The 25,719-nt window shown below is 74.2% G+C and carries 25 protein-coding genes and 1 tRNA gene; 16 read left to right on the top strand and 10 right to left on the bottom strand.

The window, feature by feature from the left end; translation table 11 throughout:
• Positions 1-21: 21 nt before the first annotated feature.
• Positions 22-897 (bottom strand): trehalose-phosphatase, encoded by an 876-nt coding sequence (gene otsB, locus AB0M97_RS17815; protein ID WP_365961797.1) that lies wholly within the window; start codon positions 895-897, stop codon positions 22-24.
• A gap of 27 nt (positions 898-924) precedes the next feature.
• Positions 925-1,170: a DUF3263 domain-containing protein gene (locus AB0M97_RS17810; RefSeq protein WP_365961796.1), complete on the bottom strand. Its 246-nt coding sequence runs from the start codon at positions 1,168-1,170 to the stop codon at positions 925-927.
• Positions 1,171-1,304: 134 nt separating this feature from the next.
• Between AB0M97_RS17810 and AB0M97_RS17805 the strand changes: the two genes are divergently transcribed.
• The 3 genes from AB0M97_RS17805 to AB0M97_RS17795 all read left to right on the top strand — a co-directional run bounded on the left by AB0M97_RS17805 (position 1,305) and on the right by AB0M97_RS17795 (position 4,521).
• A complete protein-coding gene (locus tag AB0M97_RS17805) occupies positions 1,305-2,246 on the top strand; it encodes an ROK family protein (protein ID WP_365961795.1) in 942 nt (313 codons plus the stop codon).
• Complete coding sequence (gene nagA, locus AB0M97_RS17800) at positions 2,246-3,481, top strand: N-acetylglucosamine-6-phosphate deacetylase (RefSeq protein ID WP_365961794.1); 1,236 nt, start codon at positions 2,246-2,248, stop codon at positions 3,479-3,481. Before AB0M97_RS17805 ends, nagA begins: the two co-directional genes overlap by 1 nt.
• Positions 3,482-3,591: 110 nt before the next feature.
• Positions 3,592-4,521: a 1-phosphofructokinase family hexose kinase gene (locus AB0M97_RS17795; protein ID WP_365961793.1), complete on the top strand. Its 930-nt coding sequence runs from the start codon at positions 3,592-3,594 to the stop codon at positions 4,519-4,521.
• A gap of 8 nt (positions 4,522-4,529) precedes the next feature.
• Here AB0M97_RS17795 and AB0M97_RS17790 read toward each other — a convergent pair whose 3' ends face one another.
• Both AB0M97_RS17790 and cdgB read right to left on the bottom strand, forming a co-directional pair.
• Positions 4,530-5,474, bottom strand: a complete 945-nt coding sequence (locus tag AB0M97_RS17790; protein WP_365961792.1) for a carbohydrate-binding protein — start codon at positions 5,472-5,474, stop codon at positions 4,530-4,532.
• A gap of 121 nt (positions 5,475-5,595) precedes the next feature.
• Entirely contained in the window at positions 5,596-7,254 is a 1,659-nt protein-coding gene (gene cdgB / locus AB0M97_RS17785) for a diguanylate cyclase CdgB (protein ID WP_365961791.1), read from the bottom strand.
• 421 nt (positions 7,255-7,675) lie between these two features.
• On the opposite strand from cdgB, the gene AB0M97_RS17780 reads away from it, so the two are divergent.
• On the top strand, positions 7,676-8,230 hold the full coding sequence (locus AB0M97_RS17780) for a flavin reductase family protein (protein ID WP_365961839.1): 555 nt from the start codon (positions 7,676-7,678) through the stop codon (positions 8,228-8,230).
• Between the two features lie 63 nt (positions 8,231-8,293).
• On the opposite strand, the gene arfB is transcribed toward AB0M97_RS17780, so the two are convergent.
• Positions 8,294-8,731 carry an alternative ribosome rescue aminoacyl-tRNA hydrolase ArfB gene (arfB, locus tag AB0M97_RS17775; RefSeq protein ID WP_365961790.1) on the bottom strand — a complete coding sequence of 146 codons (438 nt, stop codon included), beginning with the start codon at positions 8,729-8,731 and terminating at the stop codon, positions 8,294-8,296.
• Between the two features lie 198 nt (positions 8,732-8,929).
• On the opposite strand from arfB, the gene AB0M97_RS17770 reads away from it, so the two are divergent.
• Positions 8,930-9,505: a TerD family protein gene (locus AB0M97_RS17770; RefSeq protein WP_365961789.1), complete on the top strand. Its 576-nt coding sequence runs from the start codon at positions 8,930-8,932 to the stop codon at positions 9,503-9,505.
• A gap of 81 nt (positions 9,506-9,586) precedes the next feature.
• Here AB0M97_RS17770 and AB0M97_RS17765 read toward each other — a convergent pair whose 3' ends face one another.
• Positions 9,587-10,168 carry a heme-binding protein gene (locus AB0M97_RS17765; protein WP_365961788.1) on the bottom strand — a complete coding sequence of 194 codons (582 nt, stop codon included), beginning with the start codon at positions 10,166-10,168 and terminating at the stop codon, positions 9,587-9,589.
• A gap of 292 nt (positions 10,169-10,460) precedes the next feature.
• Between AB0M97_RS17765 and AB0M97_RS17760 the strand changes: the two genes are divergently transcribed.
• The 3 genes from AB0M97_RS17760 to AB0M97_RS17750 all read left to right on the top strand — a co-directional run bounded on the left by AB0M97_RS17760 (position 10,461) and on the right by AB0M97_RS17750 (position 13,254).
• Entirely contained in the window at positions 10,461-11,735 is a 1,275-nt protein-coding gene (locus AB0M97_RS17760) for a sensor histidine kinase (RefSeq protein WP_365961787.1), read from the top strand.
• The gene (locus tag AB0M97_RS17755) at positions 11,732-12,373 is read left to right on the top strand and encodes a response regulator transcription factor (protein ID WP_365961786.1); all 642 of its coding nucleotides are present in this window, start codon (positions 11,732-11,734) and stop codon (positions 12,371-12,373) included. Before AB0M97_RS17760 ends, AB0M97_RS17755 begins: the two co-directional genes overlap by 4 nt.
• A gap of 380 nt (positions 12,374-12,753) precedes the next feature.
• Positions 12,754-13,254 (top strand): hypothetical protein, encoded by a 501-nt coding sequence (locus AB0M97_RS17750; protein WP_365961785.1) that lies wholly within the window; start codon positions 12,754-12,756, stop codon positions 13,252-13,254.
• A 65-nt stretch (positions 13,255-13,319) separates the two neighbouring features.
• Here the strand turns inward: AB0M97_RS17750 and AB0M97_RS17745 are convergent, their stop codons facing one another.
• The gene (locus tag AB0M97_RS17745) at positions 13,320-14,009 is read right to left on the bottom strand and encodes a pentapeptide repeat-containing protein (RefSeq protein WP_365961784.1); all 690 of its coding nucleotides are present in this window, start codon (positions 14,007-14,009) and stop codon (positions 13,320-13,322) included.
• 213 nt (positions 14,010-14,222) lie between these two features.
• On the opposite strand from AB0M97_RS17745, the gene AB0M97_RS17740 reads away from it, so the two are divergent.
• The 5 genes from AB0M97_RS17740 to AB0M97_RS17720 all read left to right on the top strand — a co-directional run bounded on the left by AB0M97_RS17740 (position 14,223) and on the right by AB0M97_RS17720 (position 19,765).
• Complete coding sequence (locus tag AB0M97_RS17740) at positions 14,223-15,392, top strand: NAD(P)-binding protein (RefSeq protein ID WP_365961783.1); 1,170 nt, start codon at positions 14,223-14,225, stop codon at positions 15,390-15,392.
• Between the two features lie 219 nt (positions 15,393-15,611).
• Positions 15,612-16,592, top strand: coding sequence for a zinc-binding dehydrogenase (locus AB0M97_RS17735; RefSeq protein WP_365961782.1), 981 nt, complete (start codon positions 15,612-15,614; stop codon positions 16,590-16,592).
• 110 nt (positions 16,593-16,702) lie between these two features.
• Entirely contained in the window at positions 16,703-18,205 is a 1,503-nt protein-coding gene (locus AB0M97_RS17730; RefSeq protein ID WP_365961781.1) for an MFS transporter, read from the top strand.
• Between the two features lie 176 nt (positions 18,206-18,381).
• Complete coding sequence (locus AB0M97_RS17725; RefSeq protein WP_365961780.1) at positions 18,382-19,275, top strand: aminoglycoside phosphotransferase family protein; 894 nt, start codon at positions 18,382-18,384, stop codon at positions 19,273-19,275.
• 10 nt (positions 19,276-19,285) lie between these two features.
• Positions 19,286-19,765 (top strand): GNAT family N-acetyltransferase, encoded by a 480-nt coding sequence (locus tag AB0M97_RS17720; RefSeq protein ID WP_365961779.1) that lies wholly within the window; start codon positions 19,286-19,288, stop codon positions 19,763-19,765.
• Between the two features lie 40 nt (positions 19,766-19,805).
• On the opposite strand, the gene AB0M97_RS17715 is transcribed toward AB0M97_RS17720, so the two are convergent.
• Positions 19,806-19,878: transfer RNA gene (locus AB0M97_RS17715), tRNA-Thr, on the bottom strand.
• Positions 19,879-20,174: 296 nt separating this feature from the next.
• On the opposite strand from AB0M97_RS17715, the gene ugpC reads away from it, so the two are divergent.
• From ugpC to AB0M97_RS17700, 3 genes are all read left to right on the top strand, one after another.
• Entirely contained in the window at positions 20,175-21,263 is a 1,089-nt protein-coding gene (gene ugpC / locus AB0M97_RS17710) for a sn-glycerol-3-phosphate ABC transporter ATP-binding protein UgpC (RefSeq protein WP_365961778.1), read from the top strand.
• Between the two features lie 198 nt (positions 21,264-21,461).
• Positions 21,462-21,914: a hypothetical protein gene (locus AB0M97_RS17705; protein ID WP_365961777.1), complete on the top strand. Its 453-nt coding sequence runs from the start codon at positions 21,462-21,464 to the stop codon at positions 21,912-21,914.
• Between the two features lie 122 nt (positions 21,915-22,036).
• Positions 22,037-22,768: a nucleotidyltransferase family protein gene (locus tag AB0M97_RS17700; protein WP_365961776.1), complete on the top strand. Its 732-nt coding sequence runs from the start codon at positions 22,037-22,039 to the stop codon at positions 22,766-22,768.
• 142 nt (positions 22,769-22,910) lie between these two features.
• Here AB0M97_RS17700 and AB0M97_RS17695 read toward each other — a convergent pair whose 3' ends face one another.
• Together AB0M97_RS17695 and rlmB are read right to left on the bottom strand one after the other, a co-directional pair.
• Positions 22,911-24,578 carry a DoxX family membrane protein gene (locus AB0M97_RS17695; protein ID WP_365961775.1) on the bottom strand — a complete coding sequence of 556 codons (1,668 nt, stop codon included), beginning with the start codon at positions 24,576-24,578 and terminating at the stop codon, positions 22,911-22,913.
• Between the two features lie 140 nt (positions 24,579-24,718).
• Entirely contained in the window at positions 24,719-25,660 is a 942-nt protein-coding gene (rlmB, locus tag AB0M97_RS17690; RefSeq protein ID WP_365961774.1) for a 23S rRNA (guanosine(2251)-2'-O)-methyltransferase RlmB, read from the bottom strand.
• Positions 25,661-25,719: the final 59 nt, after the last annotated feature.

The raw sequence follows: 25,719 nt of genomic DNA, 5'->3' as shown, positions 1-25,719 counted from the left end.
CCCGCCCGGCGCCACCCCGCGTCAGAGGCGACCCGCAAGCGCCGCCAGCAGCCGCACCACGCCCTCCGGCCCGTCCACCACCACGTCCGCCCGCTGCCGGAGCTCCGGCACCTCGTCGCTGCCGCTGCACACCAGCAGCCCCCCGACCCCCTCCTCCCGCAGCCGGTCCACGGCCGCGAACGCCGGCAGGTCCCCCAGGTCGTCGCCCCCGTACAGCACCGACTCCGCGCCGACCGACCGCACGTACTCGCTCAGCGCCACACCCTTGTCCATCCCCGGCGGCCGCAGCTCCAGCACCAGACGGCCCGGTTCCACGATCAGCCCGTGCCGGGCCGCCAGGTCCGTCAACGGCTCCCGCAGCACCTCGAACGCCGCCTGCGGATCGGCGGCCCGCCGCGTGTGCACGGCCACCGCCCGCCCCTTCTCCTCGACCCACGCACCGGCAGCCACCGCGGCCACCCCGGACCCCGTCAGCAGCCCCGGCAACTCCCCCAGCGCACCCGCGACCCCGGGATGCGGCGCGGGCGCGACGACCTGACCGCTCGCGGCTTCCCAGCGCTCGGCGCCGTAGTGCCCGAGCACGACGAGGTGTTCCAGCCCGGCGACGCCCGCGAACCCGCCGTAGCGCACCGCGACCTCCGCGGGCCGCCCGGTGATCACCGCGACGGAGGCCACCTTCGGCGCGAGCGCGGCCAGGGTCCGTACCGCGTCGGGATGCGGGCGGGCCTGCTCGGGGTCGGCGACGATCGGCGCGAGCGTCCCGTCGAAGTCGAGCGCGACGACGGCCTTGCCGGGCCGCGCGAGAATCGCGTCGAGGCCGCTGCGCCCGGCCGCGGTGGCAGGCGTCGGCAGGGGCCGTGCGGGGTCGGTTTCCGTGGAGTCCGTATAGCTGCCCATACGGCGACCCTATCCAGGCGGGTCCGGTCACCGCTCGGCGCGCCGGGCGTCCCGCACCCGTCTCAGCCGGTTCACGGTCACGGGGTCGAGGGCGAGCGCGCGGGGGTCGTCGAGGAGGGCGTTGAGGAGCTGGTAGTACCGGACGGGCGCCAGCCCCAGCTCCTCCCGTATGGCCCGCTCCTTCGCGCCGGGTCCGGGGAACCCCCGGCGCTCCAGCGCGAGGATGTCCCGTTCCCGCGTCCCCAGCCCCACCGGACCGTCACCCGCACCCATGCCGCCCACGCTAACGCCCGGCACCGACAGCACCCCCACCCGGCACCCGCCCCCCGTACGGGCAAATCGGCCATAAGGCCTCCGCCACGCAAGTGGACTAGACCTCTTGAGGGTAATCGGGCCACACTGTCCCCGTGAGACATGTCATCGCCCTCGACGTGGGCGGCACCGGGATGAAGGCCGCCCTGGTCGGGGCGGACGGCGAGCTGCTGCACCGGGCCCGCCGGGCGACGGGCCGCGAGCGCGGACCGGACGCGGTGGTCGAGGACATCCTCGGCTTCGCGGCCGACCTGCACGCGTACGGCGTGACGCACCTGGGCGGGCCCGCCTCCGCGGCCGGCGTCGCCGTCCCCGGCATCGTGGACGCGGCGTCCGGCGTCGCCGTGTACGCGGCCAACCTCGGCTGGCGCGACGTACCACTGCGGGCCCTGCTCGCCGAGCGGCTGGGCACGCCCGTCGCCCTCGGGCACGACGTGCGCACCGGCGGCCTCGCCGAGGGCCGGGTCGGAGCGGGCCGCGGCGCCGACCGGTTCCTGTTCGTGGCGCTGGGCACCGGCATCGCGGGCGCCATCGGCATCGACGGCCGGGTGGAGGCGGGCGCGCACGGCTTCGCGGGCGAGATCGGCCACGTCGTCGTACGGCCCGGCGGGCTGCCCTGCCCGTGCGGTCAGCGCGGCTGCCTGGAGCGGTTCGCGTCGGCGGCGGCGGTCAGCGAGGCGTGGGCGCGGGTGTGCGGGGACCCGGACGCGGACGCCGCGGACTGCGCCAAGGCCGTCGAGGCGGGCGATGCGCGCGCGGTGCGGGTCTGGCAGGAGGCGGTGGACGCGCTCGCCGACGGCCTGGTCACGGCGCTCACCCTGCTGGACCCGCGCACGCTGATCATCGGTGGCGGCCTGGCCGAGGCGGGGGAAACCTTGTTCTCGCCCCTGCGGGACGCCGTCCGGCGTCGCCTCACCTTCCAGAAGCTGCCGTCCCTCGTCCCCGCGGCGCTGGGCGACACGGCGGGATGCCTCGGTGCCGGGCTCCTGGCCTGGGATCTCCTTGACCACACCGACCGTACGGAGGTAAGCGGCTGATGGCCAACGCCCCAGGGACGCGGGACAGCGCCGACGCGCGGCACCGCCGCGACGCGCACCCTGCCACCGACCACCCGCGGCCCGCGACGGCCGGGGCCCCCACGGTCCTCGCGGGCGCCCGCGTGGTGCTGCCCACCGGAACGGTGGAGGACGGCCGGGTCGTCGTGGACGGCACCCGCATCGCCGCCGCGGCACCGGAACACGCCCGGGTCGTCGACGTCACCGGCCACTGGCTGGTGCCCGGCTTCGTGGACCTGCACAACCACGGCGGCGGCGGCGCGTCCTTCACCTCCGGGACGGTCGAGGAGGTCCTGCGGGGCATCCGCACCCACCGGCTGCACGGCACCACCACCCTGGTCGCCTCCACCGTCACCGGGGACATGGACTTCCTCGCGCACCGCGCGGGCCTGCTGTCGGAGCTGGCCGAGCAGGGCGACATCGCCGGCATCCACTTCGAGGGCCCGTTCATCTCGCCGTGCCGCAAGGGCGCCCACGCCGAGGACCTGCTGCGCGACCCGGACCCGGCCGAGGTGCGCAAGCTGCTCGACGCGGCGCGCGGCCAGGCCCGCATGGTCACCCTCGCCACCGAACTGCCGGGCGGCGTCGACTCCGTACGGCTGCTCGCCGAGCACGGCGTGATCGCGGCGGTCGGCCACACGGACGCGACGTACGAGCAGACCGCCGAGGCCATCGACGCGGGCGCGACGGTCGCCACGCACCTGTTCAACGCGATGCCGGCGCTCGGGCACCGCGCCCCCGGCCCGATCGCCGCCCTGCTGGAGGACGAGCGGGTCACGGTCGAGCTGATCAACGACGGCACGCATCTGCACCCGGCGGCGCTCCAGCTGGCGTTCCGTCACGCGGGAGCGGACCGGGTCGCGTTCATCACCGACGCGATGGACGCGGCGGGCTTCGGCGACGGCCGCTACATGCTCGGCCCGCTGGAGGTCGAGGTGGCCGACGGCGTGGCACGCCTGGTGGAGGGCGGCTCCATCGCGGGCTCGACGCTGACGCTGGACCGCGCGTTCAAGCGGGCGGTGACGGTGGACGGGCTGCCGGTGGAGCAGGCGGTCGCCGCGCTCTCGGCGACCCCGGCCCGCCTGCTCGGCCTCGCCGACCGGATCGGCTCCCTGGAACCCGGCAAGGACGCCGACCTGGTGCTGCTGGACGAGGCCTTCGACGTGAAGGGCGTGATGCGCCGGGGCGCATGGGTGGTCGATCCCCGGCCGGCCTGATCCGTCCCGGGGGGTGGCCGCCGGGACGCGGGCTGGGAGGACAGCCGGGTCTTTGGCATGATCGTGGCCTCGGAAACGGCACTGCACGCACGCGGGGGAGGTCGGCCCAGGTGATCCTCACGGTCACGCTGAACACCGCTCTCGACATCACCTACCGGGTCCCGGCCCTCACGCCGCACGCCTCCCACCGGGTCACGGACGTCACCGAACGCCCCGGCGGCAAGGGGGTGAACGTGGCCCGGGTCCTCGCGGCCCTCGGCCACCGGGTGACCGTCACCGGGTTCGCGGGCGGCGCCACCGGGTGCGCGGTGCGCGACCTGCTGGCCCGGGCGGCGGGCGTGGCGGACGAGCTGGTGCCGGTCGCCGGGCCGACCCGGCGCACGGTCGCCGTGGTGGACGACACGACGGGCGACACGACCCAGCTCAACGAGCCGGGCCCGCCCGTCTCCCCCGCCGAGTGGTCCAACTTCCTGCACGCGTACGAGCGGCTCCTCGGGTCCGCGTCGGCGGTGGCCCTGTGCGGCAGCCTGCCGCCGGGCGTCCCGGTGGGCGCGTACGCCGGTCTGGTGCGGACGGCCAGGGCGGCGGGCGTCCCGGTCCTGCTGGACACCAGCGGGGAGCCGCTGCGCCGGGGCGTGGCGGCCCGCCCGGACATCGTCAAGCCGAACGCGGAGGAGCTGGCCGAGCTGACCGGTTCCCACGAGCCGCTGCGGGCCACGCAGGACGTCCGGCGCCGGGGTGCGCGCACGGTGGTGGCGTCACTGGGCGCGGCGGGCCTGCTCGCGCTCACCCCCGAGGGCCGCTGGCGCGCGGCCCCGCCCGCCCCGGTCCGCGGCAATCCGACGGGCGCCGGCGACTCGGCCTGCGCGGGCCTGCTGTCGGGCCTCGCTGACGGCCTGTCCTGGCCGGACCGGCTGACCCGCGCGGTGGCCCTGTCGGCGGCGACGGTTGCGGCACCGGCAGCGGGCGAGTTCGACCGCCGGACGTACGAGCACCTGCTGTCCCGCGTGGCGGTGACGGCGGAGGCGAGCGCGGCCTGAACCGCGGCCTACGCGTTCGGCTCGTCCTCGAGGAACAGCTGGTCCAGGTTCGCGTTGCACTGGTTGCCCTCGTTGCACACGAGCTGGATCGTGTTGGTGCCCTCGGTCAGGCTGACGTCGGCCCAGGTGTTCTGCCAGCCCTTCTCCCAGTCGTCCTTGGGAGAGCCCGCGAAGTTCTTCATGTTGAGCGGCTGGGCGTTGGCCTTGCCGTTGACCAGGAGGGTGGCGTTGGCGTCCACCCCCGGGATGCCGTACCGCACGTAGAGCCGGTAGGTGTCGGCCTTCTCGATGCCGTTCACCGTCCAGGTCACCGTGGCGCCGACCTGGTTGAAGCCCGCCACGTAGACGCCGCCGTCGGCCTTCGCGCCCTTGACGTCCGACGCCAGGACGGGGCCGTTCTCCAGCCGGAGCGCCTTCGCGTCGATCGCCGGCAGCTCGGCCTCCTCCTCGGCGCCCTTGCTCGGCGCCTCGCTCGGCTTCGCGCTCTGCTGGGCCGTCGGGGCGGTGGTCGCCTGCCCGCCGGACTTGTTGTCGTCGTCGCCGTCGCTGGTGGCCATGGCGATGCCGATGCCGATCACGACGGCCGCGACGACCGCGACGGCACCGATCAGCAGGCCCTTGGTGTTGGGCCCGCGACCCCGCCCGCCGCCGCCACCGGACCCGATGCCGGGCGTCGGGTGCTGCACGGTGGTGGCGCCGCCGGGGAAGGTCTCCGGCGCCGCGTAGTGCGCGCCGGGCCTGCCGTACGGGCTCTGCTGCTGCGGCATGGGGGCGCCGGCCGGCGGCTGCTGGCCGTACTGGCGTGTGCCGACCGTCCGCACCCGGTTGACCGAGTTCGGGTAGCCGTATCCACCGGACGGCGGCTGGGCTCCGTTGGCCTGCCCGTCGGCGTACAGGTAGCCGAACGGGTCGTCGTCCTCGGGCGTGCTCGCGCCGTTGTTGCCGGGCGTCATCCCTTGGTCTCCTCAAACAGGTGCGGTGCGGATGCGGTAGGGGTGGTGAGAAGGGCGAGCCTACCCGCTTCCCGTGCCCCGAACGGGTGACACGGATCGCATCAACTCGCTGACCTGGACCTCAACCGGCGCGCCGGTGCTGTTTGGGACGAGATCGTTTCTCGATGTACATCCGCTCGTCAGCAGACTTCAGGACTTCGTCGGCGGTCATGCCGCAATGCGCCCACCCGATGCCGAAACTGGCGCCCACGCGCACCGCGCGGCCCTCCGCCCGGATGGGCTGGATGATCTCGTTGCGCAGCCGCACGGCGAGGTCCTGCGCGTCGGCCCGGCCGAGCCCGTTGGCGAGAATGACGAATTCGTCACCCCCGAGCCGGGCGACCGTGTCACCGTCGCGCACGCCGCGTGACAGCCGCCGGGCGACCTCGATGAGAACGGCGTCGCCCGCGTTGTGCCCGAAGCGGTCGTTGATGGACTTGAAGCCGTCGAGGTCGCAGAAGAGGACCGCGAGCCCCTTGGTGCCGTCGTCGCGGTCGCTGTGGGGGGCGACGGTGTGCACGTGGTGGTCGAAGGCGTCGTACGCCTCCGCCGCGGGCCCGTAGTCGAAGCCGTGGCTCGGGGTGTCGTAGACGGCGGGGTGGCCGTAGGCCGCGTCGAGGGAATCGGCCGTGGCGGCGTGCAGCGACTGCGGGCGCTGGCAGAGCCGGGCGGCCAGCCGGGCGCGCAGCTCGGCGGAGTTCGGCAGGCCGGTCAGGGAGTCGTGGGAGGCGCGGTGGGCGAGCTGCAGCTCGCGGCGCTTGCGTTCCTCGATGTCCTCGACGTGGGTGAGCAGGAAGCGGGGCCCGTCGGCGGCGTCGGCGACCACGGAGTTGCGCAGCGACACCCACACGTAGCTGCCGTCGCGGCGGCCGAGGCGCAGCTCGGCCCGGCCGCCCTCGGCGGAGGTCCGCAGCAGGGTGCCGATGTCCTCGGGGTGGACCAGGTCGGAGAAGGCGTAGCGGCGCATCGCGGAGGCGGGGCGGCCCAGCAGCCGGCACAGGGCGTCGTTGGTGCGCAGGATGCGGCCGTGCTGTTCGCCGCCCATCTCGGCGATGGCCATGCCGGAGGGCGCGTACTCGAAGGCCTGGCGGAAGCTCTCCTCGCTGGCGCGCAGGGCCTGCTGCTCGCGCTCCAGGCGGACCAGGGCGCGCTGCATGTTGGAGCGCAGCCGGGCGTTGCTGATGGCGATGGCGGCCTGGAAGGCGTACATCTGGAGGGCCTCGCGGCCCCAGGCGCCGGGCCGCCGGCCGTTGCGCGGGCGGTCGACGGAGAGGACGCCGAGGAGTTCGCCGCTGGAGCCGCCGGGGCCGGGCGCGTACATCGGGGCGAAGAGGCGGTCGGCCGGGTGCCACTCGTCCTCGAAGCGCGGGGCGGGGCCGTCGGTGTACCACTGCGGGACGTCGTCGTCGTCGAGGACCCAGCCCTCGGTGTGGGGTATGAACACCAGGTCGCCCCACTGCTCGCCCATGGCGAGGCGGCGGTCCCAGGACTCGCGGGAGCCGACGCGGCCGGTGATGAGGGCCTCGGCGGCGGGGTTGCCCGCGAAGGCGGCGACGACGAGGTCGCCGTCGGGGAGGACGAGGTTGACGCACGCCAGTTCGTACCCGAGGGCGCCCACCGCGCCGTCGGCGACGGTCTGCAGCGTGTCCGCCAGGCTGCGTGCCGTGTTCATCTCGGCCATGGCCTGGTGCAACTGGCGCAGGGACGCAAGGCGGACATACGGCTCCGACTCGGTCTCCATGCTCGCCCTCCCCCCGAGACCTCGCAGCGAATCAAGGGTTCTCTTCGGCGTATCGAACTGGCAGCTTCTCCGCCACTGAATCACAGCGCGCTGCCCACTCGGTACACAGGGTCAACAATTCCTGGCCCTTGTGACTCAAGTCACAGGTGAAGATGAACAATTGAGTGGGGGTTCTGCGTTTCTCCTGTCCCTTTACTGAACGCATTTATGCGCGCAGGGTGACGTTTTCGGCGTTTTCCCGTGAACCCCGTAGTGCCCCGCCGACCCCGCAAGCCCCGTCGGTACCGCCTGCAGCGCCCGCCCCCGCGGCCGGCTCGGCCGTCGGACCTAGGCCGCGGTTGGGTCCGGGGCCCGATGCGGGGCGCGCTGGGCGGAGACTAGCGTTCCGGGAGTGCCGAAGAACTCCCCCGCCCCGCCCCCGATGATCCCCGCGCCCGCCTCCGGGCATGCTGAGGGGGTGACCCACGACGAGTTCCGCGCAGCCATGTCCCGGCTCGCGGCGGGCGTGGTCCTGGTGACCGCGCAGGAGCCGCCGCTCGACGCCGGCGATCCGCAGGCACCGGACGCCGAGGACGTCGGCATGACGGCGACCGCGTTCATGTCGGTCTCGTTGGACCCGCCGCTGGTGCTGGTCAGCCTGCGCGTGGGCTCCCGCATGGACGACCTGCTCGACGAGCAGCCGCAGTGGGCGGTCTCCGTCCTCTCCGAGAGCCAGCGCCACGTCGCGGGCCGCTTCGCGATGAAGGGCCGCCTCAGCGACCGCCTGCTGTTCGAGGACATCCCCTACGTACGCGGCGAGGTGACCGGCGCGCTCCTGGTGGGCGGCGCCCTGGCCACCCTGGAGTGCCGCACGGAACAGCGCGTCGTGGCCGGCGACCACACGCTGGTGGTCGGCCGTGTGCTGACGGCCCACATCCCGAGCGCGGACGGCGGCCCGCTGCTGTACTTCCGGGGCCGCTACCGGCACCTGGGCTGAGGCGGCCGTCCCCTCGGCCGCGGGCGGTTGCGGCCAGTACCGCGGTCACGACCGGCTCTGCGGCTACGACCAGTTCTTCGGGGAACGCCCCCGCTTGGTCTCCGAGCGCTGCTTCTTCTCCCGCAGCCGCCGCTCGTTGATGCCCCGCGGGACGCGGGTGGGCCTGCGCGGCCGGGGCGGCGGCGCCGTGGCCTCGGCCAGCAGGGACGCCAGGCGTACGGCCGCCGTCTCGCGGTTGCGCCACTGGGAGCGGTGCTCGGAGGCGCGGACGGTGACGACGCCGTCGGCCAGGCGCCCGGCCAGCCGCTCCAGTGCCCGCTGCTTCCACACCTCGGGAAGCGCCTGCGTCGCCGCCAGGTCGAAGCGGAGTTCCACCGCCGTGTCGGTGGTGTTGACGTGCTGCCCGCCCGGCCCGGACGACCGCGAGAAACGCCACTGGAGCTCGGCCTCCGGGAGGCAGACGGAGCCGCGGATGACATGGGGACCGGACATGCCGTCCATGTTCCCCTCCCTGTCCGGTCCACGTCACCCCGTTTTCGCCCCGGCAGGTAAAAAAGGTAAAGCCGCCCGGAACCTTCGGCACCTCCCGCGGCGTTCATAGGGGTAGCGGTAACTTCGTGCCCGTACGCAAGCGGTACGGGTAGGAAGCCCGCCGCACCACGCAATCGCGTACGCATCGAAGGAAGGGACTCCCGAACAATGGCTGTAAGCCTGTCCAAGGGCGGCAACGTCTCGCTCACCAAGGAAGCTCCGGGCCTGACCGCCGTCACCGTGGGCCTCGGCTGGGACGTCCGCACCACCACCGGCACTGACTTCGACCTCGACGCCTCCGCGATCGCGGTGAACGCGCAGGGCAAGGTCTACTCGGACGCCCACTTCGTGTTCTTCAACAACAAGCAGACGCCGGACAGCACCATCGTCCACACCGGCGACAACCGCACCGGCGAGGGCGAGGGCGACGACGAGGCGATCAACGTCAACCTGGCCGGCCTCCCGGCGGACATCGACAAGATCGTCTTCCCGGTCTCGATCTACGACGCCGAGAACCGCAACCAGAACTTCGGCCAGGTCCGCAACGCCTACATCCGGATCGTGAACCAGGCCGGCGGCGCGGAGATCGCCCGCTACGACCTGTCGGAGGACGCGGCCACCGAGACGGCCATGGTCTTCGGCGAGCTGTACCGCAACGGCGCCGAGTGGAAGTTCCGCGCGGTCGGCCAGGGCTACGCCTCGGGCCTCGTGGGCATCGCCCAGGACTTCGGTGTGAACGTCTGACCCGGCCCCACCCCGGGCAAGTGGAGCCCCCGGCAGCCGACAGGCGCCGGGGGCTCCGCCGTGTCCGGGTCCGCCGCGGGGCTACGGGGCCAGCGCCGCCGCGCCCGCCGCGGCGAACTTCTCGTCCAGCGTGCCGGACGGGGCGCCCGCGACGCCGATACCGGCGATCGGGGCGTTCTGGGCGGTGACCGGCACGCCACCGGCGAGGAACAGCGTGCCGGGGATGTCCTTCAGGTTCGGGGCCTGCTCCAGGCGCTCGGCGAGCCGGGAGGTGGGGGCGTTCCACGAGACCGCGGTGTAGGCCTTGCGCTCGGCGGACGCGTAGGACTGCGGGCCGGCGCCGTCGCCGCGCAGGGTGACGAGGGTGTTGCCGTTGCGGTCGACGACGGCGACGGTGACGCGCTGGTTCTCCTTCTCGGCGGCGTCCAGCGCGGCCCGCGCGGCCTCGGTCGCCGCGTCGATCGTGAGGTGGGTGGAGGTGGTGGTGCGGCCGGACGCGGCGGTGGCCGGGGCCGCGGTGGAGGCCTTAGCGGGGGTGGCGGGGGCGGAAGCGTTCGCGGAGACCGTGCCGAGTGCCGTGACGGCGACGGCGACGGCGGCGGTGAGGGCGGCACCGGCGGTGGCGACGCGGGCGCGGCGGGAGAGCGTGGGCGTGCTGGGCATGGGGGTCGGCTCCTCGGTGGGTCGGCGGTGGAAGCGGGCCCGGGCTGGGCTCCGCAACCACCCTCGGGCCGGAAACGGGCCCGAGCCGTCGCCGTTCCGGCTGCTCACGGCGCGCGGAACGGCCGACGCCGGGGTCATCCGATCAGCTGACCCGGACGGCCGGGCGAGGCCTCACCATGGGAGTGTCTGCCCAGTTCGGGGCGGCGGAGGCGGGAGGGCCGGGTCGGTTGTGACGCGGCGCGCCCCCGTCCTCCCGGTGGCGCGGCACGTAGGCGGAAGGAGGCGCGCCGGGATGCGTGAGCCGTACGACAGGCGCGAGCCGCCTGAAGCGCTCGACCGGCGTGAGCCCCGCCTGCGCGAGCCCGGCGCGCGTGAGCCGTACGACCCGGACGCCCGGTGGCTCGCTGCCGTGCTGCACACGGCGTTCTTCCTGCTGCTCGGCGGGGCCCTCGCGCGTTTCCTGCTGCGTCACCCCGGCGAGCCGCGCACCCCGTGGATCGTGGCCCTGTCCGTGACGCTCGCCCTGCTGCACGTGCTCGGGCCCGTGCTCGGCGGCCGGCCCGGCAGGCCGGGGACGCGGCTGAGGCGGACGGCCTGGCTGGGGCTGGTCGTCGTGGTGTGGATGGTGCTCGTGGTGCTCGCGCCGAGCTTCGCCTGGTGCGCGGTTCCCCTCTTCTACACCGGGCTGCGCACCCTGCCGCCGCGCGCCGCCCTGGTCCTGGTCGCCGTACTGACCGTGTTCGTCGTCGCCGCGCAGCTCCGGCTCGCCGGCCGCTTCGACCCGAACCTGCTGCTCGCGCCGCCCGCCGTCGCCGCCATCGCCACGGCCGTGTTCCTCCGGGCGGAACGGCAGACCACCCGCCAGCGCGCCCTCATCGACGACCTGATCCGCACCCGCCGCGAACTCGCCGCCTCCGAACGCCGCGGGGGCACCCTCGCCGAACGCGAGCGGCTGTCCATGGAGATCCACGACTCCCTCGCCCAGGGCCTGTCCAGTCAGCGCATGCTGCTCCAGGCCGCCGAGCGGATCTGGGAGGCCGACCCGGGCAAGGCCCGCGCCCACGTCCGGACCGCCGCGTCCGTCGCCGAGCACAACCTCACGGAGGCCCGCCGCTTCGTGCACGACCTGGCGCCCGCCGACCTCGCCCGCGGCGGCGGCCTCGGCGCCGCGCTGCACACCCTGGCCGCCCGCGAGTCCGGCGACCGGCTCACCGTACGCGTCCACATCGACGCCGGCGGGCGCGAGCCGCGGCTGCCCGACCGTGTCCAGTCCGCCCTGCTGCGCATCGCCCAGGGCGCCCTCGCCAACGTCCGCGAGCACGCGGACGCCCGCAGCGCCACGCTGACCCTCACCCTCCTCGACGACCGGGTCGTCCTGGACGTCGCCGACGACGGCCACGGCTTCGACCCGGCCGCACCGCCCGGCGCCCCGCCCGGGGTGCGCGGGCACGGCCTGCCCGCGATGCGCGCCCGGCTGCGGCAGCTCGGCGGCACGCTGACCGTCGAGTCGGGCCCCGGCGAGGGCACCGTCCTGTCCGCCGCCGTCCCCCTGGAGGCACCCCGATGACCGACAGCGGCCACCCCGTGCGCATCCTGGTCTGCGACGACCACGTCGTCGTACGCGCCGGGCTGCTCGCCCTGCTCGACAGCGCCCCCGGCATCGAGGTCGTCGGGGAGGCCGGCACCGGCGAGGAGGCGCTCGCGCTCGCCGGTCGGCTCACGCCCGACGTGATGCTGATGGACCTCCAGCTCGGCACCGGCATCGACGGCGTGGAGACCACCCGGCGCCTGACCTCCGGGCCGGGGCCCGCGCCGCACGTCCTGGTGCTGACCACGTACGACACGGACGCCGACATCACCCGCGCCATCGAGGCCGGGGCGACCGGGTACCTGCTCAAGGCCGAACGCCCCGAGGAGCTGTTCGCCGCGATCCACGCCGCCGCCCGGGGCCGTACGGCGCTGTCGCCGCCCGTCGCCAGCCGGGTGATGGCCAACATGCGCCGGCCGCGGCCCTCGCTCACCGACCGCGAGCGCGACATCCTCACGCAGCTCGCCCGCGGCCTCGGCAACCGGGAGATCGCCCGCGCCCTGTTCATCAGCGAGGCCACGGTGAAGACCCACCTCAGCCGCATCTACGACAAGCTCGGCGTCGACACCCGCGCGGGCGCGGTGGCGGTGGCGAAGGAACAGCGCCTGCTGCCGTGAGGGGACCGCGGCGCCGGGCACGGGGGGGGGACGAGCGCCGGGAACTGGGCGCCGGGGCGCGGGGAACGGGGCGCAGTGGCGCCGGGGGCAGGGACACGGGCAGCGCGGTGGCGCCCGGGACAGACGGTGACGCCGGGCGCGGGAACGGGAACGGTGGCGCCGGGGACCGGAACGTGGCGCCGGGAGGGCGGGAACGTGCGCCGGGAACCGGGCACAGGAACGAGGCGCCGGGCACCGGAACGTGGCGCCGGGGAAAAGTGGTAGCGCGGCGACAGCGCCGAGCACGTGACGGTGACGTGGGGGATCACGCCGTAGCGCCAGGCGCCGGGCACGAGGCAGGGTCGGCGCAGCGTCCCGGCGAGCCGTGACACCATCGCCCCGTGCTCGACATCGGCTACGCCCTCTCCAACCGGTTCCCGGACCCCCCGCAGACCGACTACCGGCGCGCGGACGTCCGCGCGCTGCGCCACGACCTGTTCTGCGGTGACGTCTACCTCGCCGACACCGAGTCGGACCGGGAGCTGTCCACAGCCTGGGGATGGGTGCCGGTACTGGACTTCGCGTGGGCGCTGTGCGACATCGTCGAGCGGATCGACCAGGACCCGGCGGGCTCCCGGGCCTCCCGCCCCCAGCGCGCGGAGCTGGACTTCACCGAGTCCACCGACCGCATGCTGTTCGAGCGCCGGTTCGGCTGGGTGGACGTCGAGGCCGACTGGATGCCGGCCGAGGAGCCGCCGCTCACCTTCTCCCACGCCGAACTCCGCCGCGAGGCACGGGACTTCCTGCACGACCTGATCGCCGACCTGTGCGACCTGCACGAGGACCTGGCCGAGAACCCCGCGGTGTGGACGCTCCAGGCCCGCTTCCCCCGACTGCCCTGAGCCACCTATCCCGAGGATGGCCCCCTGAGGCCCCCTCAGCCTCCGTCGCGGCCGGACCGGACTCCCTACTCCACCCGCACCCCCAGCGTCGCCGCCAACGCCCCCGCCAGCTCCACCAGTTGCCCCGGACTGATCACCGCCCCCGCCAGCCGGTCCACCCCCCGGGCGATCTCCAGCGAGGCGACCCCGCGCAGGTCGACGTCCGTCAGGGTCGCCGCGTGGAGGTCCACGGCCTTCAGCTCGCAGTCCACGAACTCGACGCGCTCCAGGCGGGCGCCCCCGAAGTCCGGCTCGATCAGGACGCAGCCGTCGAAGACGACGTCCTTGAGGCGGGCCGTGCGCAGGTTCAGGCAGTCGAGCTTGCCGCCCCGGATCACCACCCGCTCCAGCACGGCACCGTGCGCCTGCGTGCCCCCGAGGCGGGCGCCGACGACCTCCACGTCACGCAGGGTCGCCTCGGCGAGGTCCGTGCCCACGCCCCGTATGCCGGTGAGGCGGGAGTCCAGGAAGCGGGCGTGCGGCAGCCGCGTCTCGTCCAGGGCGCAGCCCGTCAGAGCGCAGTCCATGAACCGGGCACCCGCGCCGTCCTGCCCGGACAGATCCGCCTCCCGGAACTCCAGCCCGTCGTAGTCCCCGTCCGGCTCGAGCCCGCCGCTCCCGTAGGCCTCCAGCGGCGGCAGCCGCAGCTCGGGGCGGCGCGCCGCCCGCACCGCCGTACCGACCCCTGACCGCCCGCCCACCGCTCTCCTTGCCATGCCCCCATGCTGCACCCCACCACTGACAACCGCCCCGACCTGCGAAAACAGCCCCACCACTCGCCGCATCACCCGCGCATCACCCGCCGTGTCAGGCACCGATGTCACATTCGGGGTCCCTCCTCATGTCGTAGTGGCGCAACAGCCGGCCCCCGGCACACCGCAACCGGCCCGTGCCGGGCCCGCAGACCCGAACAGAGGGAGATCCCCGACATGCACCGCATCACCGTCATCGGCGGCGGCTTCGCCGGGCTCACCGCGGCCATCACCGCCGCCGAGGCGGGCGCCAGAGTCACCGTGTACGAAGCGCACCACACCCTGGGCGGCCGGGCGCGCACCGCCGAGGGTCCGTACCAGACCAATGAGGGTCCGCACGCCCTCTACAACGGCGGCCCGCACTGGACGTGGCTCAAGCAGCGCGACCTGATCGGCCCGCTCGCCCCGCTCCCGCCGCTGGAGGCCGCCCGGCTGCGACTGCGGCACCGGGGCGCACTGCGCCGCATACCGCCGTTCGCCATGCTGAAGCTGCTGCGCCGGGGCCTGCCGCCCGCGCCCGTCGACACCGACTTCCTGACCTGGGCCACCCGCATCGCCGGGGAGGAGGGCGCGCGGGCCGCCGCGCACTACTCGGCGGTCGCCCTGTTCCACCACGACCCGGGCGCGCTGTCGGCGGCGTTCGTGCAGGAGCGGCTGCGCCGCGCCACCAAGCTGCCGCCCGAGGCGCACTATCCGCGCGGCGGCTGGGGCGGCGTCATCGACCGCATGGCCACGCACGCGTGGAACCTGGGCGTCCGGCTGGAGACCCTGGCCCGTGTCGACACGCTCCCGACGGACACCCCGGTCATCGTCGCCACCTCGCTGGACGCCGCCCGCCGACTGCTCAGGGACGACTCCCTGACCTGGCCCAGTGGGCGTACGGCGCTGATCGACCTGGCGGTGCGGACGCGGCGCGGCGACGCCTTCGTCGTGTCCGACCTGGACGCGCCGGGCTGGCTCGAGCGGTTCACGGCCCAGGACCGCACGCTCGCGCCCGCGGGCGAGCAACTGATCCAGGGGCAGATCCCGATCGGCCCGGGCGAGACGAAGGCCGACGGCATCGCCCGCGCCGAGCGGTTGCTCGACCTGGGCTTCCCGAGCTGGCGCGGGCGCGTGACCTGGCGGCGGGAGGCGGTCGCGGCCGGCCGCACGGGTGCGGTGGACCTGCCGGGCACGAGCTGGCGGGACCGGCCGGCGGTGGACCGCGGCGACGGCGTGTACCTCGCCGGTGACCAGGTCGCCGCGCCCGGCGTGCTGTCGGAGGTGTCCTTCAACAGCGCCCTGACGGCGGTGTCCCTGGCACTCGGCCACCAGGACCACCGGTCCCTCGACCTCAAGGGCGCCTGAGACCGAAGAACGCGACCGGAGAACACGGCCGAGAAAGGGACCGGAGAACACGCCCGAACAACGGGACCGAAGAATGAGACCGAACCATCCGCTCGCCCCCACCAGAACCGGCACCCACCGACTTGACCTCAAGCAGACTTGAGGTCGAAGAGTGGGCCCCGTGCCGCCCGCGGACGGCACCTCCACCGACCACGCACCGCTTCTTTTTGGGGGGCCCACATGCACGCCGTCCGCCTGCACGCCTTCGGACCGGCCGAGAACCTCACCTTCGAGCAGGTCGAGGACCCCCGGCCGGGCCCCGGCCAGGTGCGGATCGCCGTCGCCGCGGCCGGCGTCCACCTGATCGACACCGCCCTGCGCGAGGGCGAACAGGGCCCGCTCCCCGAGCTGCCCGCCCTGCCCACCGTCCCGGGCCGCGAGGTCGCGGGCGTGGTCGACGCGCTCGGCGAGGGCGTGGGCGCCCACTGGCTCGGCAAGCGTGTCGTCGTCCACCTCGGCTTCGCGCCCGGCGGCTACGCCGAACTGGCCGTCGCCGACGCCGCCCGCCTGCACGAGATTCCCGCGCGGCTCGACTTCGCCGCGGCGGTCGCCATGATCGGCACGGGCCGTACGGCGATGGGCATCGTGCAGTTCGCCGAGCCGGGCCCGGACACCGTGGCCGTCGTCCCGGCCGCCGCCGGGGGCATCGGCACCCTGCTCGTGCAGTACGCCAAGAACGCCGGGGCCACCGTGATCGGCCTGGCCGGCGGCCCCGGGAAGGTGGCCCGCGTCGCCGCGAACGGCGCCGACCTCGCCGTCGACTACCGGGACCCCGCATGGCCCGCCAAGGTCCGCGCCCACCTCGGCGGCACCCCGGCCACGGTCGTCTTCGACGGCGTCGGCGGCGACGTGGCACGCGCGGCGGTCGCCCTCCTCGGACCCGGCGGCAGGCACATCGTCTTCGGCTGGTCCGCCGAGGGCGTCAAGGGCGGCGGCCCCTACCTCGTCGACGGTGTCTCCGAGCAGGTCCTCGGCCCGGTGATGCTGCGCAAGGCGGGCGGCCCCGACCCCGTACGCACCCTGGAGCTGCGCGCCCTCGCCGAGGCCGCCGCCGGCCGGCTCACCCCGGCCGTGCAGCGCTTCCCGCTCGCCGACGCGGCCGCCGCGCACCGTGCCCTGGAGACCAGGGCGACCACCGGCAAGGTGGTCCTGGAGCCATGACCGGGCGTCGGCCCGGCATGCACCGTGCGTAAGGCCCGCAAGGGTGCCGGAGGGCTCCGCAGGAACTCCACAGGAATGCGACACGCCCCGATTCGTGATGTTCTGTCCAGATGAGTGTCACCCGGGCAGGTGGACCGCAGCCTCCGGTGGACGCCGATCCGCGCCGCTGGTGGGGCCTTGTGGTCATCGCGCTCGCCCAGCTGATGGTCGTCCTCGACGCGACCATCGTGAACATCGCGCTGCCCTCCGCGCAGCGGGCGCTGGACATCTCCGACGGCGACCGCCAGTGGGTGATCACCGCCTACTCCGTCGCCTTCGGCGGGCTGCTGCTGCTCGGCGGGCGCATCGCCGACCTCGTCGGCCGCAGGCGCGCCTTCGTCATCGGCCTCGTCGGCTTCGCCGCCGCCTCCGCACTGGGCGGCGCCGCCACCGGCTCTGCCATGCTGTTCGCCGCCCGCGCCCTGCAGGGCGTGTTCGCCGCGCTGCTCGCGCCCGCCGCCCTGTCCCTGCTGACCACGACCTTCACCGACCCCAGGGAGCGCGGCAAGGCCTTCGGCGTCTACGGCGCCCTGGCCGGCAGCGGCTCCGCGATCGGCTTCGTGGTCGGGGGCGTCCTCACCGAGTACCTCAACTGGCGCTGGTGCCTGTACGTCAACGTGCCCATCGCGGTCGTCGCCGTCACCGGCGCCCTCGCCCTGCTGCACGACCGCCCCGGCCCCGCCGGAGCCCGCCTCGACGTGCCCGGCGTCCTGCTCGGCTGCGGCGGGCTCGTCGCCCTCGTCCACGGCTTCAGCGAGGCCCAGCCCCGCGGCTGGAGCGACCCGTACGTCCTGGCCCTGCTCGCCGCCGGAGCCGTACTCCTCGCGGTGTTCGTGCGGTGGCAGAACCACACGTTCGGACCGCTGCTGCCGCTGCACATCCTCAAGGACCGCGACCGCGCCGGCTGCTTCCTCACCATGGCGCTCGCCGTCGTCGGCATGTTCGGCCTGTTCCTGTTCATGACCTACTACCTCCAGGTCGTCCTCGGCTACTCGCCGGTCCGCACCGGGCTGGCCTTCCTGCCGCTCACGGCGGGCATCATCGTCGGCGCCACCCAGATCTCCGCCCGGCTGCTCCAGCACGTCCCGCCCCGCATGCTGCTGACCCCGGGCATGATCCTGGCCACCGCCGGCCTGCTGCTCCTGACCCGGATGACCGCGCACTCGTCGTACGCGTCCGACATCCTGCCCGCGCTGATCCTCATGGGCCTCGGCATGGGCCTCACCTTCATGCCGGTCTTCGCCACCGCCACCGCGGGCGTCGCCCCGCAGGACTCCGGCGTCACCTCCGCCACCGTCAACACCTCGCAGCAGGTCGGCGGTTCCATCGGCACGGCCCTGCTCAACACCATCGCCACGACCAGCAGCGCCGGCTACCTCTCCGCCCGCCGCACCGACCCCGCGCAGCGCGAGCAGGTCGTGCGGGAGGGCATCGTCCACGGCTACACCGTCGCCATCTGGTGGGCCGCCGGCATCATGATGCTGGCCGGCCTGGTCGCGGGCCTGATGGTGACCGCCAGGGCCCCGAAACACGGCAGTCCGGCCGGTGCGCCGGTGCCGCAGTCGGTGGCCTGAGGGGGACGCGGGGAGGGGCCACGAACCGATCCGTGCGGGCCCCTCCCCGCCTCGCACCCCACCGACGCACCGCCCAGCAGTCGCCTCGCACCCCACCCGCCGCACCGCCCGCCCAGCACGCCGCTCCCGCGCGGAACCGCGTGCCCCGCACCGCCCGTGCCACTACCGTCCGTACGGTGATCCACGTCCCGGAGCAGCTCGCGGCCTCGCAGGAGATGGTCAACGGCGCGGCGGGCCGGGCCTTCGTCGCCCGCCTGCCGGGCCTGGCCGCCGCGTTCCTCGACCGCTGGGACCTGAGCCCGGACGGCCCCTCCCTGCACGGCGTGTGCGCCCTGGTACTGCCCGTCGTACGCCGTGCCGACGGCACGCCGGCCGTCCTCAAGCTGCACCTCGTCGACGCCGAGAGCGAGGGCGAGCCGGCCGCGCTGCGCCGGTGGGACGGCCACGGGGCGGTCCGCCTCCTCGACCACGACGAGCCCACCGGCACGATGCTGCTGGAGCGCCTGGACCCGGCCCGCAGCCTCGACCGGGTCGCCGACAGCCGCGAAGCCGTCCTCGTCGTCGCCCGGCTGCTGGCCCGCCTCACCACCACCCCGGCACCCGCGTCCCTGCGCCGCCTCGGCGACATCGCGCGGCGGATGCTCGACCGCACGCCCCCGGCCCTGGCGCGCGTCCCCGACCCGGCCGACCGGCGCCTGCTCGCGGACTGCGCCGCCGCCCTGCGCGAGGTCGCCACCGAACCCGGCGACCGCCTCCTGCACTGGGACCTGCACTTCGGCAACGTCCTGGCCGCCACCCGCTCCCCGTGGCTGGCCATCGACCCCAAGCCCCTGGCCGGCGACCCGGGGTTCGACCTGTTCCCGGCCCTCCACAACCGCTACGACCCGGCCGAGACCCGCTGGCGCTTCGACGCCATGACCGCCGCCCTCGGCCTCGACCGGGCCCGGGCCCGCGCCTGGACCCTCGCCCGCGTCCTGCAGAACGGCCTGTGGGACATCGAGGAGGGCCGCCCCGTACGCCCGGACCACCTGACCATCGCCCGCACCCTGCGCGACACCGGCAACGGCTAGCCTGCCCGGCATGATCCGCACCGCGACCCCCGCCGACATCCCCGTCCTGCACACCCTGATCCGCGAACTCGCCGAGTACGAGAAGGCCCCCCACGAGGCGAAGGCAACGCCGGAACAGCTCCACGAGGCCCTCTTCGGCGACCGCCCGGCCGTCCACGCCCACCTCGCCGAGGACGACCGCACCGGCGTCCCCGTCGGCTTCGCGCTGTGGTTCCGGAACTTCTCCACCTGGCGCGGCGTGCACGGCATCTACCTGGAGGACCTCTACGTCCGCCCCGAGGCCCGCGGCGCCGGCCACGGCAAGGCCCTGCTCACCGAACTGGCGCGCATCTGCCTCGAACGCGGCTACCAGCGCCTGGAGTGGTCGGTCCTGAACTGGAACGCCCCGTCCATCGCCTTCTACGAGTCCCTCGGCGCCCGCCCCCAGAACGAGTGGACGGTGTACCGCCTGACCGACGACGCCCTCACGGCACTCGGCGAACGGGCATGACAAAGCCCGGGCCGCACACCACCCGGCCCGGGCCCACGCGAGCCCCCTGTCGGACTCGAACCGACGACCTTCGCTTTACAAGAGCGGTGCTCTACCAGCTGAGCTAAGGAGGCGCCGTGCGGGGTGCGCTGCCCTGCACGGAGGCTGCTCCACTGTACACAGAGCCCCTTTCCCCGAGCCACGAAGTTCCCCGGCGGGGCGGGCCCGCGGGGCCGGGGACGGAGCGGTGTGGAAAATTTCGGCGAAGTTCACACACCGCGAAGTACTGACAGACCAGGTGAACGCCAGGTACCGTCCTGATCCAGTTCACGCTCGTGGACTGCACCACAACGGAATCACCCGTCGTGGCACCACCTTCCTACAACGGATCGTCCGGCACGTTCCTGCCGGTAGAAGGGGGCCCATCACCATGGCCACTGTCACGTTCGACAAGGCGACCCGGATCTACCCGGGTTCCACCAAGCCCGCCGTCGACGCCCTGGACATCGAGATCGCGGACGGCGAGTTCCTCGTCCTCGTCGGTCCGTCCGGCTGCGGCAAGTCCACCTCCCTGCGCATGCTCGCGGGTCTCGAGGACGTCAACGGCGGCGCCATCCGCATCGGCGACCGCGACGTCACGCACCTGCCGCCGAAGGACCGGGACATCGCCATGGTGTTCCAGAACTACGCCCTCTACCCGCACATGTCGGTCGCCGACAACATGGGCTTCGCGCTGAAGATCGCCGGCGTCAACAAGGCGGAGATCCGGCAGAAGGTCGAGGAGGCCGCGAAGATCCTCGACCTCACCGAGTACCTGGACCGCAAGCCGAAGGCGCTCTCCGGCGGTCAGCGCCAGCGTGTCGCCATGGGCCGCGCCATCGTGCGTGAGCCGCAGGTGTTCCTCATGGACGAGCCGCTGTCCAACCTGGACGCCAAGCTCCGCGTGTCCACGCGTACGCAGATCGCCTCGCTCCAGCGCCGCCTGGGCATCACCACCGTCTACGTCACCCACGACCAGGTCGAGGCCCTGACGATGGGCGACCGCGTGGCGGTGCTCAAGGACGGTCTGCTCCAGCAGGTCGACACCCCGCGCAACATGTACGACCGCCCCGCGAACCTCTTCGTCGCCGGCTTCATCGGCTCCCCCGCCATGAACCTGGTCGAGGTGCCGATCACCGACGGCGGTGTGAAGTTCGGCAACAGCGTGGTGCCGGTCCAGCGCGAGGCGCTGTCCTCCGCCACCGACAAGACCGTCACCGTCGGCGTGCGTCCCGAGCACTTCGACGTCGCCGGCCCCGAGTCCGACCTGGGCGTCGCGGTCACCGTGAACGTGGTCGAGGAGCTCGGCTCCGACGCCTTCGTCTACGGCACCGCCGACGTCGGCGGCGAGTCCAAGGACCTGGTCGTCCGCGTCGGCGGCCGTGACGTCCCCGAGAAGGGCAGCACGCTGCACGTCGTCCCGCGCGGCGGCGAGACCCACGTGTTCGCCACCTCCACGGGCGCGCGCCTGTCCGGCTGACGCGCCACCACAGCGCACGAGAAGGGGCCCCGCAGACCGCTGCGGGGCCCCTTCTCCCGTGCTGTCGACAAATACCCCGGCACACCGGACGTTTCGAGCAGTGTGCGTCAACGCACTACCCACTTCGGGGCGGTTCCCCGTCCCCCGAACCGGTGACTAAATGTCTCCAAATCATCACTGCACGCTACCCTCACTCGCGTGAAGCACTCCACTACCCAACAGACGCGACGCGGCCGGGGCCCCGCCCGACGGATCGGCCGCACCCTCGCCCTCGTTCTGCCCGTCGTCCTGGTGCTCTCCGGGACCCTCGCGGTCACCCGAGTCAACTGGTCGGGGAATCCCTCCAGCCCGGTGCTCACCGCCGCCGACGCATCCGTGGCCGGAACCGCCCGCACCGCACGCCTCGCCCCGCAGGACGTGCTGCGCCACGAACTGCTCGCCGTCTTGCAGGAGGAGGACCCGGGCGTCGCCCTCACCCGCCTCCAGCAGGCCGTCAACGGCCGTCCCAAGCTGGCGCGGCACTGCGCGTCCATCGCCCGCGCACTGGGCAGGGCCGCGGTCCGCGTCTACGGCCCGACCCGGGCCCAGTCGTTCGCGCGCCCCGTCTGCGACACCTCCTTCGCCACGGGGGTCGCCGCGGCACACCGCTGAACCCCGCGGCACCTTCCCCCGAGCGGTCGCCGACGGCAGCCCAGCCCTGTCCGGCGGATCATGGACTCCCGCGAGCGGACACGCCGCACAGGCCCTGGCGGGACGCCACGTAAGGTTCGGTCATGACCGATCCGAGCGCTGCGTCCCGCCCCGTCCAAGCCGTCGTCCTGGCCGGTGGTCAGGGTTCCCGGCTGCGTCCCTACACCGACGACCGGCCCAAGCCGATGGTCGAGATCCCCGGCACGGGGACGCCGATCATCGGCCATCAGCTGTCCTGGCTCGCCGCGGAAGGCGTGACCGACGTGGTGGTCTCCTGCGGCCACCTCGCCGAAGTCCTCCAGAAGTGGCTGGACTCCGCCGACCTGCCGGTCTCCGTCACCACCGTCGTCGAGACCGAGCCCCTCGGCCGCGGCGGCGGCCTCAAGTACGCCGCCGCGCACCTCCCCCACCCGGACCGGCCGTGGTACGCGACCAACGGCGACATCTGGACCCGTTTCTCGCTGCGCGACATGGCGGACTTCCACGCCGAGCGCGACGCCGTCGCCACACTCGCCCTGGCCCGCCCGCGGCTGCCGTGGGGCGCCGTGCAGACGGACGGCTTCGGCCACATCACGGACTTCATCGAGGCACCGCCGTCCACGTTCGAGATCAACGCGGGCGTGTACGTCTTCTCCCCCGGCTTCGCCGACCTGCTCCCGGCGCGCGGCGACCACGAGCGCACCACGTTCCCGCGGCTGGCCCGCGAACGCCGACTGGCCGGGTTCCCGATCCCGCAGGGCTCCTACTGGCGGGCCATCGACACCGCGAAGGACCTGACCGAGGCGGCGAAGGAACTGGCCTCCCAGGGCCGTTGACAGCTCCGCGCCCGGGCGGGAACCGCCCGCAGCCCTGAGCGGCACGGCACACGTCGGCGGGGTCCCGCACACCGAGTGTGCGGGACCCCGCCGCTGCACGGTCAGCCGGTGGCCCGTCCGAGGAGGCCGCCCACCGGCCCGGCTACCCCAGCAGGCCGCCCACGAGACCGGGCCGGGGGGAGGAGTCCCCGCCGCCGTCGTCGCCGCCGCCGCTGGAGTCGCCACCGCCGGTGGTGCCGCCCGCGGTGGGCCCGGAGGTGGTGCTGGGCGCCTGACCGGCCGGGGAGGACTGCTGCGGCGGCGCCTGGCCCGAGGTGCCCTGCGTCGCGGTGGGCCGCGTGCCCGAGGTGCTGTCGCCGGGCGCGCCGGTGGCCGCCCCCTGTGGGGGCGAGGAACCGGCGCTCGGGCCGGACGTGGCGCCCTGTGAGGGCGAGCCGGACGCCGACGGTGTGCGCTTCTCCCGCTCGCGGGGCTTCTCCGGCAGCGGGGAGCCCGGCAGTTCGTTGCGCGGGGCCTCGCCGGGGCCGGGCACGACCACCCGGTCGGCGTCCCGGACGGCACCGCCGAGCACCGAGCCGATCAGCAGCGTGAGCCCGGCCACGACGGTCGTGACGAGTGCGCCGCGGCGCAGCACGTGACGGCGCAGGTCCCAGATGGGCGCGCGCGGTCCCAGGCGCCGCCAGGCGCCGGCGGCGAGGCGGCCGTCGACCGAGTAGACCGGGGCCCCGGCGATGATCAGCGGGGACCAGGCGGCGAGATAGATGATGTCGGGCGCGTCGTAGGCGGGGACGCTCTTCCAGCTGACGGTGACGAGCAGCGCCGCGGACAGCGCCGCACCGACCACGGCGGCCACCCGCTGCCAGCAGCCCAGGACCGTCAGGACCCCGACGACGACCTGGAGGAAGGCGATGACGAGGCCGGAGCCGACGGGGTGTTCGAGGGCGAACTGCCGCAGCGGCTCGGCCACTTCCCAGGGGTGCAGGGTGTTGAGCCACTTCACCATGGAGCCGCGCTTGCCGCCGTCGAAGTAGTGCGGGTCGCAGAGCTTGCCCATGCCGGCGTAGATGGAGATGAAGCCGAGGAAGACGCGCAGCGGGAGCAGCACGACGCCGAGGTTCATGCGGCGGCCCGGGTAGTAGGCGTGCCGCGCGGGGTCGTCGGCGTGGCGCCGGGTGCGCCGCCCGGTGTCGCCGTCGGCGCCCGCCGCCTCGTAGGCGCCGGTGTCGTCGGGCTCGTCGTCCGCGTAGCCCGGTTCGTCGTAGGCGCTGCCGACGGTGCGCATCTGCGGCAGGAGGCGGGTGCCGCCGGTGTCCTGCGCGTCGTGGCTGCGCTGGGCGCCGACGACGGGTGTCCCGGCGGTCTGCGCGGCCGGGTCGCCGTCGTGCCCGCCGTACCCGTCGGCCGGGCCGCCGTCGACGTCGACGCGGGGGATGACCTGGGTGGCTCCGGCGTCGGTGAGCGGCTCGTCGGCGTACCGGACGCCTTCGGTCCGCACGGCTTGGAGGAGCCGGTGCGCGCCGGTGTCGTCGGGGGCGGACCGGCCGCTCCACACGACGGGACGGCGACGGGCACCGGCGCTGCCGACGACGGGCATCGGTGCGGTGTCCTGGGTGGCGCTCAAGTGCCGGGCGATGCGCGGGGACTGGGCGAACGACGTCGAGGCGCCCAGCTGCACGCGGAAGCTCGCGTGACTGACGATGACCTGCGCCGGATCGCTCGGCACCTTCACCATGCTCAGCGCGGGAGCGTCGTCGTTTCCCAACGAGCGGTCCCCCGTGGGTGTGCGGGGTGTTCTGGTGTCCACACTCATCTAACCGAGTGACGTGTGGATAGGACACTGCTTTGACCCGTCGGATGTGTCCGGACCGCGTCAAGCTTGTCCTGCTCGCCGGGATTGCCCCGGGCGGGCGACGGCATGGACGCCCGTTCGAAGCGTCCATGCCGGGCGGGTCAGGCGCGCCTGCGGGCCGCCTCGTACAGCACGATGCCCGCCGCGACTCCGGCGTTCAGCGACTCGGCGCCACCGGGCATCGGGATCCGCACCCGGAAATCACAGGTCTCGCCGACCAGCCGGGACAGCCCCTTGCCCTCACTGCCGACGACGACGGCGACGGGCCCGCCGAGGGCCTCCAGTTCGCCGATCTCCGTCTCACCGTCGGCGGCGAGCCCGACGACCACGATGCCGGCCTTCTTGTACGCCTCCAGGGCGCGCGTGAGGTTCGTCGCACGCGCCACCGGGGTTCGCGCGGCGGTCCCGGCGGACGTCTTCCAGGCGCCGGCCGTCATCCCGGCGGCACGCCGCTCGGGCACCACCACACCGTGCCCGCCGAAGGCGGAGACGGACCGCACGACCGCGCCGAGGTTGCGCGGGTCGGTCACGCCGTCGAGGGCGACGATCAGCGGGTCCTCGTCCTCCTCGTGGGCGGCGGCGACGAGGTCCTCGGGGTGGGCGTACTCGTAGGGCGGGACCTGGAGGACGAGGCCCTGGTGGTTCAGGCCGTTCGTCATCCGGTCGAGCTCGGGGCGCGGGGCCTCCATGAGGTTGATGCCGCCGCGCTCCGCCACGAGCTGGAGCGCCTCGCGCACCCGCTCGTCGTTGTCGATGAACTGCTGCACGTACAGCGTCGACGCGGGCACGCCGCCGCGCAGCGCCTCGACGACCGGGTTGCGGCCGACGACCAGTTCGGAGGCGGACCTGCCGCCCCGGCCGCGGGCCGCGGGCCGGCGCGCGGCCTGCTTGGCCTGGGCGGAGGCGATGCGGTTCTTCTTGTGCCCCTTGCGCATCTCGGCGGGAGGCGTCGGGCCCTTGCCCTCGAGGCCCCGGCGCCGCTTGCCGCCACTGCCGACCTGCGCGCCCTTCTTGCCGGACATGCGGCGGTTGTTCGCGGCCATGAGCTACCCGTCTCCGTGAAGTTGCGTACGTACGTGTTCATGCAGTGTGCCGCCCGGGG

The organism is Streptomyces sp. NPDC051207 (genome assembly GCF_040682395.1).
In the GTDB taxonomy this organism is placed as follows: Bacteria; Actinomycetota; Actinomycetes; order Streptomycetales; family Streptomycetaceae; genus Streptomyces.
This window is presented reverse-complemented; position numbering and strand designations above follow the sequence as displayed.

Coding starts and splice junctions, on each gene's coding strand:
- nagA (WP_365961794.1), top strand. CDS start 2,246: ATGGCCAACGCCCCAGGGACGCGGGACAGCGCCGACGCGCGGCACCGC.
- AB0M97_RS17780 (WP_365961839.1), top strand. CDS start 7,676: ATGATCCCCGCGCCCGCCTCCGGGCATGCTGAGGGGGTGACCCACGAC.
- cdgB (WP_365961791.1), bottom strand. CDS start 7,254: ATGGAGACCGAGTCGGAGCCGTATGTCCGCCTTGCGTCCCTGCGCCAG.
- AB0M97_RS17770 (WP_365961789.1), top strand. CDS start 8,930: ATGGCTGTAAGCCTGTCCAAGGGCGGCAACGTCTCGCTCACCAAGGAA.
- AB0M97_RS17810 (WP_365961796.1), bottom strand. CDS start 1,170: ATGGGTGCGGGTGACGGTCCGGTGGGGCTGGGGACGCGGGAACGGGAC.
- AB0M97_RS17760 (WP_365961787.1), top strand. CDS start 10,461: ATGCGTGAGCCGTACGACAGGCGCGAGCCGCCTGAAGCGCTCGACCGG.
- AB0M97_RS17720 (WP_365961779.1), top strand. CDS start 19,286: ATGATCCGCACCGCGACCCCCGCCGACATCCCCGTCCTGCACACCCTG.
- otsB (WP_365961797.1), bottom strand. CDS start 897: ATGGGCAGCTATACGGACTCCACGGAAACCGACCCCGCACGGCCCCTG.
- rlmB (WP_365961774.1), bottom strand. CDS start 25,660: ATGGCCGCGAACAACCGCCGCATGTCCGGCAAGAAGGGCGCGCAGGTC.
- arfB (WP_365961790.1), bottom strand. CDS start 8,731: ATGGACGGCATGTCCGGTCCCCATGTCATCCGCGGCTCCGTCTGCCTC.
- AB0M97_RS17735 (WP_365961782.1), top strand. CDS start 15,612: ATGCACGCCGTCCGCCTGCACGCCTTCGGACCGGCCGAGAACCTCACC.
- AB0M97_RS17730 (WP_365961781.1), top strand. CDS start 16,703: ATGAGTGTCACCCGGGCAGGTGGACCGCAGCCTCCGGTGGACGCCGAT.
- AB0M97_RS17700 (WP_365961776.1), top strand. CDS start 22,037: ATGACCGATCCGAGCGCTGCGTCCCGCCCCGTCCAAGCCGTCGTCCTG.
- ugpC (WP_365961778.1), top strand. CDS start 20,175: ATGGCCACTGTCACGTTCGACAAGGCGACCCGGATCTACCCGGGTTCC.
- AB0M97_RS17745 (WP_365961784.1), bottom strand. CDS start 14,009: ATGGCAAGGAGAGCGGTGGGCGGGCGGTCAGGGGTCGGTACGGCGGTG.
- AB0M97_RS17755 (WP_365961786.1), top strand. CDS start 11,732: ATGACCGACAGCGGCCACCCCGTGCGCATCCTGGTCTGCGACGACCAC.
- AB0M97_RS17740 (WP_365961783.1), top strand. CDS start 14,223: ATGCACCGCATCACCGTCATCGGCGGCGGCTTCGCCGGGCTCACCGCG.
- AB0M97_RS17765 (WP_365961788.1), bottom strand. CDS start 10,168: ATGCCCAGCACGCCCACGCTCTCCCGCCGCGCCCGCGTCGCCACCGCC.
- AB0M97_RS17790 (WP_365961792.1), bottom strand. CDS start 5,474: ATGACGCCCGGCAACAACGGCGCGAGCACGCCCGAGGACGACGACCCG.
- AB0M97_RS17695 (WP_365961775.1), bottom strand. CDS start 24,578: ATGAGTGTGGACACCAGAACACCCCGCACACCCACGGGGGACCGCTCG.